Consider the following 12848-nt stretch of genomic DNA (forward strand, 5'->3'; position numbering starts at 1 on the left):
CCTCGCACAACCGTCAGAGGATTCGACATGGCCGCGCCGCACGGTCCTCCCCCATCCGGCCCCACGCGGAAATCGCGTTTTATCAGGGGATTCCCGGTATTTTTTCCCATTTTCTTCGAAATTACCGATGACATACTTGCCCCCCATTGCGCTCCAGTGCGAGCGCGCTTCCTGATCCTTGCCGGCCGCATGTCATGCGCCACGTGTCCGCCGAGGTCGCAGAACATGAACAATTTCGACACCACGATCCAGATCTTCCTCACCCACATCACGTTCGGACCGCTGATGAAACATGCGATCCGCGTGATCGCCGGCCTCTATACGTTCAAGGGCTTCGTGCTCATCCCCGTGCTGTGCTGGCTATGGTTCCAGCCGGGACCGGAGCGCGAACGGCAACGCGAGCTGGTCATCGCGACGGTCGCGAGCGGGCTTGTCGCACTCGCGGTCGGCCGGTTGCTCGCGAAAGTCCTGCCGTTCCGCGTGCGGCCGATCTACAACCCCGACCTGCACCTGCACTTCCCGTCCGAGGAACTGCGTGCGGCCACGCTGCAGGCCTGGAGTTCGTTTCCAAGCGATCACGCAATGCTGTGGATGGCGATCGCGATGGGTATCTTCATCATCGCGCGCCGCGCCGGCGTGCTCGCGCTACTGTATGCGGTCGTGTTCATCTGCGTGCCGCGCGCGTATCTCGGCTATCACTACCCGACCGACCTGATCGCCGGTGCCGCGATCGGCATCGCCATTGCATGGCTGCTGACGCGCGATGCGATCCGGTCGCGCTTCGCGCCGCAGGTGCTGGCGGCGATCCGGCGCTTCCCCGCGCCGGCCTATACGCTCGCGTTCCTGCTGTGCTTCGAGCTGATCACGCAGTTCGACGAACTGCTGACGCTCGCGCAGTCGGTCAAGCACACGACGATGTAACGGGACGGCGCCGCGATGCATCCGCTGCTGTCGTCACGCCGCCCGGGCACACGCTGCCGGCCCTGCGCGGCGGCATCGCGCCCCGCGCGCGCGGCCGCGCCCGTCAGTCGCGATCGGGCGCGCCGAGCGGGAAGAACGAACGATACGGCCGCGCTTCGTCGACCGCCCGCGCGAACGACGGCCGCGCAAGCAGGCGCCGGCGATACGCGATCACGTTCGAGAACGACGGATCGATCCGGTGCGTCCAGTCCGCGTAGAACAGGAACGGCGCCGCGCCGCAGTCGGCGAGGCTGAAGCGGTCGCCGGCCGCCCATTCGCGATCGGCCATCGTCCGGTCCAGCCATGCGTACGACGTCTCGAGCATCGCACGCGCATCGGCGACGCCCCGCGCATCGCGCTCGTGCTCCGGCCGCAGCGCATCGTACACGACCTTCTGCTGCGGCGTCGACACGTAGTTGTCGAAGAAACGATCCATCGTCCGCACTTCCAGCGCCGCGCGCCGGTCGTCGGGCACCAGCCGCACGGGGCCCGGATGATAGAGGTCGAGGTACTCGACGATGATGGTCGCCTCGATCACGGTGCGGCCCGCGTCGACGAGCACCGGGAAGCGCTTCATCGGCCACAGCGCGGCCAGTTCCTGCATCGGCTTCGGATCGTCGTGCGCGAGCACGCGATATTCGAACGGTGTGCCGTTCTCGTACAGTGCAGTCAGCACCTTCTGGCAATAGGACGAAAAGGGATGGGCGTAAAGCATCGGCATCATCGCGTGGTCTCTCGGGTGTCGGCGCCGCGTCATGCAGCGCCATGTGATCGGATAACCTGACGACGAACGGCGCCTGGCCGATTCGACACCGGTCCGAACATTTTTTCGTTGCGCGGCGTCGCGCCGCTACGACCGGCCGTCCATCACGACGCGCCCCTCGCCGCGCCAGCGCAGCATCCCGCCGCCGAGATTCGCGACGGCATCGAAGCCGGCCTTCAGCAGGATCACCGTCGCCTGCGCGGAACGGCCGCCGGCGCGGCACACGGTCACGATCGGCCGGTCGCGCGCGAGCTCGCCGGTACGCGCGGCCAGTTCGCCGAGCGGAATCGGCGTCGCGCCGGGCAGGTGGCCGAGCGGGCCTGCGAATTCGTCCGGTTCGCGCACGTCGACGACCTGCACGGCCGGCAGGTGATCCTCGAGCCACTGCGGATCGATTTCCCAGAACCCGGCGAACGTGTAGACGAGCGGCGCCCAGTCGGCCGTCACCTGCGCGCCGGGCGCGTTTTCGGCGACGCCGCACTGCAGGTTCGCGGGCACCGCCACGTCGATCTGGCGCGGATGCGCGAGCCCGAGGTTGCGCATGTAGCCGGCGAAATCGTCTTCGCTGAGATCGCCGCCGAGGCGCGGGTTGAAGCGCCGTTCCTCGCCGACGCTCGTCACCGTCAACCCGCGGTAGTCGTGCGCGGGATACAGCAGGCATGCGGCCGGCAGCGTGAAGAGCCGGCCGTGCACCGCGCGATACAGCGCGCGCGGGTCGCCCTGCTGGAAGTCGGTGCGGCCGGTGCCGCGAATCAGCAGGCAGTCGCCGGTGAACGCCATCGATTCGTCGTCGAGCACGAGGCTGATGCAGCCGCTCGTATGGCCCGGCGTCGCGCGCACGGTCAGGTAGCGCGTGCCGAACGTGCAGCGATCGCCGTCGTTCAGGTAGCGGTCGGCGCCCTGCGCGCCGCTCGCGGCCGAGATCGCGATCGCGCTGCCGGTGCGCTGCTTCATCAGCCATGCACCCGTCACGTGATCGGCGTGCACGTGCGTGTCGATGGTCGCGACGAGCCGCAGCCCGAGTTCGTCGAGCAGCGCCGCATCGCGGCGCACCTGCTCGAACACGGGATCGATCAGCAGCGCTTCGCGCGATCCGCGGTCGGCGAGCAGATACGTGTAGGTCGACGATTGCGGGTCGAAAAGTTGCCGGAAGATCATCGCGAAGTCGCTCCGTCGCTTATTCACGCCTACTGTCGTTCTGGTTGTCCGGCCCGCGCACCGCGCGTCGCCGGCGCGCGGGCGTGCGGGCCGCCCCGTTGCATGCGGGCCGAGCCGTCAGTGCGGCTGCGGCACGAACCGCAGGTACGGCTTCAGCGTCCGGAAGCCTTGCGGATATTTTTGCTTCGCCGCATCGTCCGACACCGAGGTCGGAATGATGACATCGTCGCCGGGCTTCCAGTTGACTGGCGTCGCCACCGTATGCCGCGCGTTGAGCTGCAGCGCGTCGAGCAGGCGCAGCACCTCGTCGAAGTTGCGACCGGCGCTCATCGGATAGACGAGCATCGCCTTGACCTTCTTGTCCGGCCCGATGACGAACACCGAGCGCACGGTCGCGTTGTCGACCGCGGTGCGCGGGCCGCCGCTCGCGTTCGGATGGATCATGTCGTACAGCTTCGCGACCTTCAGTTCATCGTCGCCGATCAGCGGATAGTTGACCGCATGGCCCTGCGTTTCCGCGATGTCCGCCACCCACTTCCGGTGGTCGCTGACGGGATCGATCGACAGCCCGATGATCTTCGTGTCGCGCTTGTCGAATTCCGGCTTGAGCCCGGCCATGTAGCCGAGCTCGGTCGTGCATACCGGCGTGAAGTCCTTCGGATGGGAAAACAGGATCGCCCAGTGATCGCCGATCCATTCATGAAAACGGATCGTGCCCTCGGTGGTCTCCGCGGTGAAATCGGGCGCGTCCTCGCCTAGTCGAATCGACATGTTCGTCCTCCGTCAAATGGGAATCGTCACGACGCCCGCGCCGCGGCATCCGCGCGGCGCACGATCGTCCGCACGCGGCAAGCCGGCCTGGCACCGGCCGGGCGCCGCGCGTTTCTATAGGGTAGGTCAAAATGCGCGCGCCGCCGGTGGACGGCGGGACGATTGGCCGCGTCGGGCCGGCGGCGCGTGCTGCCTTACACTACGGCCTCTCGTCTTACGTTCACAGGAATGCCATCGACATGTCGATGACGATCGATCCGAAGCAAGCCGCCGCGCTGCTGGCCGTCGCCGACACCGGCAGCTTCGAGCAGGCCGCCGCACGCCTGCACGTGACCGCGTCCGCCGTCACGCAGCGGGTCCGCGCGCTGGAGGCGAGCCTCGGCACGCCGCTCGTGCTGCGCACGCGGCCGTGCCGGCCGACGGTGGCCGGACAGCGCGTGCTGCAGCACCTGCGCCGCGTCGCGCTGCTGCAGGCCGACCTGCAAAGCACGCTCGCGACCGAGCGCGAATCGCCGATCTCGGTCACGATCGCGCTGAACTCCGACAGCCTCGGCACCTGGTTCCTGCCCGCGCTGACGTCGGTGCTCGCGGGCGAGCGCATCCTGTTCGAGCTGATCGTCGAGGACCAGGACCACACGTTCGCACTGCTCGAAAGCGGGATGGCCGTCGGCTGCGTGACGACCGAGCCGAAACCGATGCGCGGCTGCGTCGCGACGCCGCTCGGCACGATGCGCTACCGGCTGCTCGCCGCCGCCGCGTTCGCGGGGCGCTGGTTTCCGCGCGGCCTGAACCGCACGAGCGCGCGCAAGGCGCCCGTCGTCGCGTATTCGCGGCGCGACACGCTGCAGTCAACGTTCCTGAAGGAGAAGTTCGGGTTGCCGGAAGGCGCGTATCCGTGCCACTTCGTGCCGGGCACGCATGCGCATTTCGCTGCGGTGCGGCACGGGCTCGGCTACGCGATGGTGCCGGAGCCGCTGATCGGCAGCGCGCCGCTCGACACGCAAGGGCTCGTCGATCTCGCGCCCGTGCATCCGACCGACGTCACGCTGTACTGGCACGCGTGGACCGTGCAGTCGCCGACGATGGCGTCGCTGTCCGCGCGGGTGGTCGAAGCGGCGCGCCGGTTGCTCGCGCCGCTGCCGTGACGCGCGGGTGATCGACATCGCCCACGCGGCACGCGGTGCGGTAAGCGTGGCGGCGAGAAACGCCGCCGCGCCGCCTATACTTTTTCCATCGGCCTCGCGAAGGCGCCGCGCGGCCGATCACGCAAATCCGGCCGTTCCCTTTCCTGTGAGGAGAACATCATGTCCCGCCGCTATATCGATTGCCGCGAGTTTCCCAGCGCGATGAATTGCTCGGTCGCGATTTCCGCCGACTCCGACAACGAACTGCTGGAGGCCGCCGTGCAACATGCGGTCTCGGTGCACCAGCACACCGACAGCGCCGAACTGCGCACGCAGTTGAAGGCGCTATTCCGCGACGGCACGCCGCCCGCCGACATGCCCCGGCAAGCGTAATCCGCCGGCACGGCCAATATCGACGGACGGGTTGCCACGTCGCCCCCGTCGCCTCTCCGCTTCCTGCTTCGCGCCACATCGCGCCGGTGCCCCCCCGCCGGCCGGCGCATTCCGCCTTACGCGCGACGCTGCGCGAAATACGCGCCGACCGCGTCGATGAAGGTGTCGATGTCCGCGCGCGACACGTCGCAGTGCGTGACGAAGCGCGACGCATACAGCATCTGCGTGAGCATTCCGCGCTCCTTCAGCCACGCCTCGAGCGGCGCGCAATCGGCTTCGGGAAATTGCGCGAACACCATGTTCGTCGCGTGCGACAGCACCTTCACCGGCTCGATGCGCGCCAGACCTGCCGCGAGATGCGCGGCGTTCGCGTGATCGTCGGCCAGCCGTTCGACGTTGTGGTCGAGCGCATACAGGCAGGCCGCCGCGAGGATGCCCGACTGCCGCATCCCGCCGCCCAACACCTTGCGCCAGCGCTGCGCGCGCTCGACCAGCGCACGATGGCCGACCAGCACCGAACCGACCGGCGCGCCGAGCCCTTTCGAGAAACAGATCGACACGGTATCGAACGGCGCGCACAGTTCCGCGATCGGACAGCCCGACGCGACGGCCGCATTGCACACGCGCGCGCCGTCGAGGTGCGCGGCCAGCCCGCGGCTGCGCGCGAGCGCGACGGCTTCCTGCACATAGCCGTCCGGCAATACCTGGCCGCCGATCGTGTTTTCGAGCGCGAGCAGCCGCGTGCGGGCGAAGTGGTTGTCGATCGGCTTGATCGCCGCGGCGATCTTCGCGAGCGGCAGCGTGCCGTCGGGCGCGTTCTCGATCGGCTGCGGCTGGATGCTGCCGAGCACGGCCGCGCCGCCGCCTTCGTACTTGTAGGTGTGCGCGAGCTGGCCGACGATGTATTCGTCACCGCGTTCGCAATGGGCCATCAGCGCGGCCAGGTTGCTCTGCGTGCCGCTCGGGAAGAACAGGCCGGCTTCCTTGCCGGCCCGCTCGGCCGCGACCGCCTGCAGGCGCAGCACGGTCGGGTCGTCGCCCCATACGTCGTCGCCGACTTCGGCGGCAGTCATCGCGGCCAGCATCGCCTGGCTCGGACGTGTCACGGTATCGCTGCGTAAATCGATCATCAGAATTTGCTCCGAGAAACCCCGCCATTTCCCCCAAGGGGACTTCCTTCGGGGCGGATGGCGGGAAGGAAAGGAGTGCTGTCGACAGGCAGCTTCTTCCACGGGTTAGGATCACCGGCATGATTCTTGTCTACCGCTACCGGGTGAGGTCGCTCAACGGACTGCTTTGCAAGCAGAGCCGTGCGGTGAACTATGTCTGGAACTTTTGCAACGATACGCAGAAGCACGCGCTCAAGTGGAGCAAGAAGTGGCCGACGGGATTCGATCTGAACATGCTGACGACGGGAGCAGCAAGGCGCTCGGTATCCACTCCGGCACGATCAACGCGACATGCGAGCAATACGCGAAGTCGCGCAGTCAGCACCGTCGGCCTTACCTGCGCTATCGCGGCAGGAAATCGCTGGGCTGGGTGCCGCTGAAGGGCCGAGACCTGAAGCGCGAGGGCGACGCGTTTCGCTTCGCCAGCAACACTTTCCGCGTGTTCAACAGCCGCCCGCTTCCTGAAGGCAAGATCAAGGACGGCACCAACTTTGCGCAGGATGCGCGCGGCCATTGGTTCTTGAACATCGTGATCGAGATACCCGATATTCAGGCCCGACCGATCCGTTCCGGTGTCGGAATCGATCTCGGCGCTGATCACTTTACCCGGCACGACACGAGCAAAACTATCCAGCGCTTGCTGAAGCGCTTGAACGACCTCGGTTGCGAGGTTCAACCCGTTCTCGCTCCATAAGCGTTTCTTGCTAGAGAGTGGGTCTGTAGTGACTGTGGTGTCGTGCATGATCGCGACGTCAATGCTGCTTTGAACATTCTCCGATGCGGACGTGCATCGCCAGGTGTGGGAATCCTCCGCCTTTAGGCGGAGGAGGACGTCAACTTCGTGCCCTGAGTAAACGCGGACCGGAACCGATGTGCCCGGCCCTGACGAAACGAGACTCAGAGTGTACGCAATTCGCGCAGCGCCTGCCGGTGGCCGGATGCGCGCCGCGGCGACCCGACGTCGGCCCGACCGGACGCCGGGCGACACCGCGGCGTGCGCCGACCTCGTTGCGCCGGCCGCATCGTTCGAATGACGCGACGCGCCATATTGCCGCACGTGCGGCAGGCCGCCACGCCGCGGCCGCATGCGGCGCGAGCCGCGTTCTTGATACGAATCAACGATTTATCCCGAAATGGCGCGCGGCGGACTGGACATCTGCGACGAGTTGGCACATTTCGCGGCGCAACATCGCGATCCATACTCCCGCCAACCCCGACGCCCCACCGGCCGGGGTCCGCCGGCACCCGCCGGCGGGTATCGTCAGCCTCGGTCAACTCGTATGAACTCCGCATTTTCGGCCCTCGATCTGGCCCGCCTGCAATTCGCGTTCACCGTCTCCTTTCACATCGTCTTCCCGGCGCTGAGCATCGGCCTCGCCAGCTTCATCGCCGTGCTCGAATATCGCTGGCTGAAGACCGGCAAGCCGTACTACAAGACACTCTGCCTGTTCTGGTCGAAGATCTTCGCGGTCGCGTTCGGGATGGGCGTCGTCTCCGGCGTCGTGATGAGCTATCAGTTCGGCACCAACTGGTCGGGCTTCTCGAGCTTCGCCGGCGCCGTCACCGGCCCGCTGCTGATGTACGAGGTGATGACCGCGTTCTTTCTCGAAGCCGGCTTCCTCGGCATCATGCTGTTCGGCTGGAATCGCGTCAGCCCGCGCGCGCACTTCGGCGCGACGCTGATGGTCGCGATCGGCACGCTGATCTCGACGTTCTGGATCCTCGCGTCGAACAGCTGGATGCAGACGCCGCAGGGCTTCGAGATCGTCGACGGCCGCGTCGTGCCGACCAACTGGTTCGCGATCATCTTCAACCCGTCGTTCCCGTACCGCCTGTTCCACATGGCGATCGCCGCGTTCATCGTCGCCGCGCTGGTCGTCGCCGCGACGGGCGCATGGCACCTGCTGAAGGGCCGCCGCGACAAGGGCGTGAAGAAGATGTTCTCGATGGCGCTGTGGCTGCTGCTGGTGCTCGCGCCGCTGCAGGCCGTGATCGGCGACCAGCACGGCATCAACACGCTGAAGCACCAGCCCGCGAAGATCGCCGCGATCGAAGGGCTGTGGGAAACCGAGAAGGGCGGCACCCCGCTCAACCTGTTCGGCATTCCGGACATGCAGGCCGAAACGACCCGCTACGCGGTGAAGGTGCCGCACCTCGGCAGCCTGATCCTCACGCACAGCTGGGACGGCGAGATCCGCGGGCTGAAGGACTTCCCGCCGGAAGACCGCCCGAACTCGACGGTCGTGTTCTGGAGCTTCCGGATCATGGTCGGCCTCGGCTTCGCGATGATCGGCCTCGCCGCGCTCGCGTGGTTCCTTCGCCGCCGCGGCAGCCTGTATGAATCGAAGTGGTTCCAGCGCTTCGCGCTCGTGATGGGCCCGACCGGCTTCGTGTCGCTGCTCGCGGGCTGGGTGACGACCGAAGCGGGCCGCCAGCCGTGGGTCGTGTATGGCGTGATGCGCACCGCGCAGGCCGTGTCGCCGCTGTCGGTGCAGCAGGTCAGCCTGTCGATGATGACGTTCGTGATCGTGTATTTCCTCGTGTTCGGCACCGGCGTGTACTACATGCTGAAGCTGATGAAGGCCGGCCCCGCGCTGCCCGACGTCAGGCACGACGCGCAACACGACACGCCCGACACACGCCCCGATCACACCGCGCGCCGCCCGATGTCCGCCGTCGACGACCTGATCGAGACCGTCTGAGCCCACCCATTTCGCAAACGAGAAAACCTATGGACGTCACCGTAATCTGGGCCGCGATCATCGCATTGGGGCTCTTCATGTACGTCGTGCTCGACGGCTTCGACCTCGGCATCGGCATCGTCTTCCCGTTCTTCCCGGACGAGAAGGAACGCGACCTGATGATGAACACCGTCGCGCCCGTGTGGGACGGCAACGAGACGTGGCTCGTGCTCGGCGGCGCCGGGCTGTTCGCGGTGTTCCCGATCGTCTATTCGACGGTATTGTCGGCACTGTACCTGCCGCTGATCTTCATGCTGGTGTGCCTGATCTTCCGCGGCGTGTCGTTCGAGATCCGCGCGAAGGCGCGGCGCACGAAGCAGCTGTGGGATCTCGCGTTCATCGGCGGTTCGGCCGGCGCGACGCTGTTCCAGGGGATCGCGCTCGGCGCGTTCCTGCAGGGCATCAACGTGAAGGACGGCGTGTTCGCGGGCGACGCATTCGACTGGCTCACGCCGTTCAGCCTGCTGACGGGCCTCGGCCTGATCGTGACCTATGCGCTGCTCGGCTGCTGCTGGCTCGTCGCGAAGACGGAAGGCGACCTGCAGCGCCGCCTGCATCGCGTCGTGTGGCCGCTGACGGTCGTGCTGCTCGGCTTCATCGCCGTCGTCAGCCTGTGGACGCCGCTGCAGGATCCGGCCATCGCGCAGCGCTGGTTCGATTCGGGGCTGTTCTGGCGCCTGCTGCCGGTGCCGTTCCTGGTGGCCGGGTGCGCGGTGTGGATGCATCGCGCGGTGCGCGACCGCCACGACATGACGCCGTTCATGCTCGCGCTGGCGCTCGTGCTGCTCGGCTACGTCGGCCTGCTCGTCACGATGTTCCCGTACGCGATTCCGCAGACCATGACGATCTGGGAAGCGGCGGCGCCGCGTTCGAGCCAGACCTTCACGCTGGTCGGCGCAGCGGTTATCCTGCCGATCATCATCGCCTACACGACGATGGGTTACTGGGTATTCCGAGGCAAGGTGCGCCATGAAGACCAGCATTACTACCACCACTGATTCCGCCGCTCGCCAGCCCGACGCGCCGCGGCCGCGGATGCGCGGCTGGATGTGGTTCGTCATCCTGTGGGCAGGCGGCGTGCTCGGCGCCGTCACGCTCGGCTATGCGTTCAAGATCTTCATGAACCTGACGCTGTTTGCGGTGAAGTAGGCCGGGCGACTCACCGGCCCCCCTCTCCGGACGCATCGCGCATCTGTCGATCGACCGACGGATGCGCCGCTCCCGCCACCACGGCAGGCGTTATTGCGGCGCGCGCCGCACGACGCCGAGCTTCAATCCCAGCATGCCGAATATGCGGTTCATCGTCTGGACGGTTCCGTCGCTGCGACCCTGTTCGATATCCTGAATCGTCTTCGTCGATACGCCGGCGAGCTTGGCCATTTCGGCGCTCGTCAGCCGCATCGTCTTCTTCAGATGACGCACCGACTCGTGCAACGGCCATTCCGGATGCGCAAGAACGTCGTCGATCGCCTGGCGCCGCAGCGCGAGCTGTTCGGGAAGCGACATCGCGTTGTAGCGTTTGTCCATGGTGTCGCGTCCTCGCTAACGCAGCCTGTCGAGCTCGCGAGCAAGCCGCTCGAGACCGGGTTTCAGAAAGGCATGCACGTCGTGTTCCAGACCGAGATCGACACCGTAATCGGCGATGACCTGCAAATGCGGCGCCATTGCGCGCAGACGCGTCTGCAACGCGTGACGATCCAGCGCAACGTGCGTCTCCCCCGCCTGCGGTTCGCTTGACCGGACAACAGCGTCGAGCACCCGCGCCCAGTCAGGCCGGCCATCGTCATTTCCTTCCCAACGGATGCGGCGCGCAATGCCGTCCGGATGAAGATACATCGGCGCGAAATCGTATAGCGGCGTCAAGGCGATGCGTCCGTCGAAGTCTCGTTGCAGTGCCGTGTTTCGCGCATGATTGTCCTTGTTGCCAAGCGCAAGGTTCGCCACATCGCGACACAGATACTCGGCCACCTCGGTCTGGGGATCCGTGCATCGACGCACGAGATGACGACACACCTCGTCGTGACTCGGCACGACGCCGAAGCCTGCGTTGCCGGTCAACGAAGCGATGCTTTCCTGCCCGAACCGAACGACGCTCCCGCCGCTGCGCGCGCGATCGAACCGCGGGATGAACAACGACCGATCCCGCAGCATCAGTGACGCATGCACGCGCAAGCCAAGGCGCTGAGCCAATGCCATGTATGGCGCTTCGTGCCGCAGGATCCGGGCAAGACGTTCGTTCGTGCCACGTCCGAACTTGACGATGTAATGCTCGACCGCGCGCTCGTCGGGCAGCGTGTGATCGAGATAGAGCAGCCCGTCGTCGGCGCGCGTCAGCAACAGCTTCGGCCATTCGCCCTGCACCCCTGCGACGAAAAATCCGTGTTCGGCGAGATATTCGCTGAATGCGTCGCCGCGTGCAGCAACATCGTCGTCCGTAAATCCTTGCTGCGGCCCTCCGCGCTCGGCGAGCCACTGCGCGGCTTCCTTGACCCGCAAATTGCCGATCGAGTTTCCGGCACCCGCGAGCAGCAACGTCCAGTCGGCGCGCTCCTCGGCCGTTTCGGGGAGTTCGAGGTGGCGCAACAGTTCCTGGCGCCCGAACCCTTGCGGCAGCAAATCGATCAGGAACACCGGCCAATGAGGCGTGACCAGCGGCTCGAGGTCGACCGGAAAGGTGCACGACATCGCGCGCGCGTCGCGAGCGGACTGATGACGGACGATCCATTCGACGTCATAGCCCGTATACGCGTGCGCGCGCCATCCTTCGTCCGGTTCGCCGAACAGGGTGACGCCGCCGACGTCATGCCAGATTCCGTCGGCGTGAAGCTGGATCGTGCAGGAAGCCATCATTTTGGTAGAAATCTATACAAATTAAGCCACTGAGTGTCAGTGAATTATATAAATTTCTGCCGAAATGAAAATCACGCCGTGGAGTCGGCGCGGTGAGCCCCGCCTACCGCCGGTCGCGCAGCGCCGCCTCGATCTTCCGATCGGTCTTGTACTGGCTCAGCGCATACACCGACCAGATCGCAGCAGGCAGCCAGCCGATGATCGTGATTTGCAGGATCAGGCAGATGATGCCGGCGATCGGGCGGCCGATCGTGAAGAACTGGAACCACGGCAACAGCAGGGCAAGCAAAAGGCGCATCGGGAATCCTCTGGAGGCATCGTTGAACGGTCGTGCGCAGCCAATATGGCGGGTCGCGCGCTCCGTTTCAAGCCCGGCGCCGCCACGTGCGTGCGGACACGGCCGGCCTTCGATCGCGCGGGACGCGGCCTACGCCGATTCGGCGAGCCACCGCGCGACTCGCGCGACGAGCGGATCCGCTTCGTCGAAGCACTCGACGCCCGCCACCTGCGGCGCGTCGCAAATCGTGAACACCGGCTTGCCCCATTGCAGCCCGAGCGCGATCTCGGACAGCGTGCCGAGCCCGCCGCCCACCGCGACCAGGCACAGCGACGCGCGCGCGACCAGCGCGTTGCGCGTGATGCCGAGCCCGGTCGGCAGCGCGACGCTCAGATACGGATTCGCGTGCGTAGCATCGTCTTCCGGCAACAGCCCGATCACGCACCCGCCGGCCGCCTGCGCGCCGCGCGCGGCCGCCTCCATCACGCCCTGCTTGCCGCCGCCGACGATGGCGACGCCCGTCGCCGCGAGCGCCTGTGCGACCCGCTCCGCGACCCGCATCTGCTCGCCGGTCGCGTCGCGCGGGCCGATCAAACCGACCGGCATGCGATGCCGCCGTGCGCCGCGCTGCCGCTGCGCGAG

At 66.6% G+C, this 12848-nt stretch carries 14 protein-coding genes and 1 pseudogene; 7 read left to right on the forward strand and 8 right to left on the reverse strand.

The features are described 5' to 3' along the window. Positions 1-225 precede the first annotated feature (225 nt). Positions 226-921 carry a phosphatase PAP2 family protein gene (locus DIE22_RS21220; protein WP_124606037.1) on the forward strand — a complete coding sequence of 232 codons (696 nt, stop codon included), beginning with the start codon at positions 226-228 and terminating at the stop codon, positions 919-921. 103 nt (positions 922-1024) lie between these two features. On the opposite strand, the gene DIE22_RS21225 is transcribed toward DIE22_RS21220, so the two are convergent. The 3 genes from DIE22_RS21225 to DIE22_RS21235 all read right to left on the reverse strand — a co-directional run bounded on the left by DIE22_RS21225 (position 1025) and on the right by DIE22_RS21235 (position 3652). After that, the gene (locus tag DIE22_RS21225; RefSeq protein WP_124606038.1) at positions 1025-1684 is read right to left on the reverse strand and encodes a glutathione S-transferase family protein; all 660 of its coding nucleotides are present in this window, start codon (positions 1682-1684) and stop codon (positions 1025-1027) included. A gap of 126 nt (positions 1685-1810) precedes the next feature. Beyond that, entirely contained in the window at positions 1811-2881 is a 1071-nt protein-coding gene (locus DIE22_RS21230) for an MBL fold metallo-hydrolase (protein WP_124497313.1), read from the reverse strand. A gap of 117 nt (positions 2882-2998) precedes the next feature. Continuing rightward, positions 2999-3652 carry a peroxiredoxin gene (locus tag DIE22_RS21235; protein WP_124497269.1) on the reverse strand — a complete coding sequence of 218 codons (654 nt, stop codon included), beginning with the start codon at positions 3650-3652 and terminating at the stop codon, positions 2999-3001. A gap of 239 nt (positions 3653-3891) precedes the next feature. Between DIE22_RS21235 and DIE22_RS21240 the strand changes: the two genes are divergently transcribed. Then, positions 3892-4797, forward strand: a complete 906-nt coding sequence (locus tag DIE22_RS21240; protein ID WP_124497270.1) for an HTH-type transcriptional regulator ArgP — start codon at positions 3892-3894, stop codon at positions 4795-4797. Between the two features lie 159 nt (positions 4798-4956). Continuing rightward, entirely contained in the window at positions 4957-5169 is a 213-nt protein-coding gene (locus tag DIE22_RS21245; RefSeq protein ID WP_124497271.1) for a DUF1059 domain-containing protein, read from the forward strand. Between the two features lie 116 nt (positions 5170-5285). On the opposite strand, the gene ltaE is transcribed toward DIE22_RS21245, so the two are convergent. Then, positions 5286-6299, reverse strand: a complete 1014-nt coding sequence (gene ltaE, locus DIE22_RS21250) for a low-specificity L-threonine aldolase (RefSeq protein WP_124606039.1) — start codon at positions 6297-6299, stop codon at positions 5286-5288. A 119-nt stretch (positions 6300-6418) separates the two neighbouring features. Between ltaE and DIE22_RS21255 the strand changes: the two are divergent. The 4 genes and pseudogenes from DIE22_RS21255 (at position 6419) to DIE22_RS21270 (ending at position 10228) form a co-directional block, all read left to right on the forward strand. Further along, positions 6419-7158 (forward strand): annotated as a pseudogene (locus tag DIE22_RS21255) (zinc ribbon domain-containing protein). A 460-nt stretch (positions 7159-7618) separates the two neighbouring features. Beyond that, on the forward strand, positions 7619-9040 hold the full coding sequence (locus tag DIE22_RS21260) for a cytochrome ubiquinol oxidase subunit I (RefSeq protein ID WP_124497273.1): 1422 nt from the start codon (positions 7619-7621) through the stop codon (positions 9038-9040). 29 nt (positions 9041-9069) lie between these two features. Next, positions 9070-10077: a cytochrome d ubiquinol oxidase subunit II gene (gene cydB / locus DIE22_RS21265; RefSeq protein WP_124606040.1), complete on the forward strand. Its 1008-nt coding sequence runs from the start codon at positions 9070-9072 to the stop codon at positions 10075-10077. Then, positions 10049-10228 carry a hypothetical protein gene (locus DIE22_RS21270; RefSeq protein WP_124497275.1) on the forward strand — a complete coding sequence of 60 codons (180 nt, stop codon included), beginning with the start codon at positions 10049-10051 and terminating at the stop codon, positions 10226-10228. Before cydB ends, DIE22_RS21270 begins: the two co-directional genes overlap by 29 nt. Positions 10229-10318: 90 nt before the next feature. Here the strand turns inward: DIE22_RS21270 and DIE22_RS21275 are convergent, their stop codons facing one another. The 4 genes from DIE22_RS21275 to DIE22_RS21290 all read right to left on the reverse strand — a co-directional run bounded on the left by DIE22_RS21275 (position 10319) and on the right by DIE22_RS21290 (position 12812). Next, positions 10319-10606 (reverse strand): helix-turn-helix domain-containing protein, encoded by a 288-nt coding sequence (locus DIE22_RS21275; protein ID WP_124497276.1) that lies wholly within the window; start codon positions 10604-10606, stop codon positions 10319-10321. Positions 10607-10621: 15 nt separating this feature from the next. Continuing rightward, positions 10622-11929: a type II toxin-antitoxin system HipA family toxin gene (locus DIE22_RS21280; RefSeq protein ID WP_124606041.1), complete on the reverse strand. Its 1308-nt coding sequence runs from the start codon at positions 11927-11929 to the stop codon at positions 10622-10624. Positions 11930-12032: 103 nt separating this feature from the next. After that, positions 12033-12227: a YqaE/Pmp3 family membrane protein gene (locus DIE22_RS21285; protein WP_124606042.1), complete on the reverse strand. Its 195-nt coding sequence runs from the start codon at positions 12225-12227 to the stop codon at positions 12033-12035. Between the two features lie 129 nt (positions 12228-12356). Then, the gene (locus DIE22_RS21290; RefSeq protein ID WP_124606058.1) at positions 12357-12812 is read right to left on the reverse strand and encodes a TIGR00725 family protein; all 456 of its coding nucleotides are present in this window, start codon (positions 12810-12812) and stop codon (positions 12357-12359) included. Positions 12813-12848: the final 36 nt, after the last annotated feature.

This window comes from Burkholderia sp. Bp9142 (assembly GCF_003853415.1).
Taxonomy (GTDB): domain Bacteria; phylum Pseudomonadota; class Gammaproteobacteria; order Burkholderiales; family Burkholderiaceae; genus Burkholderia.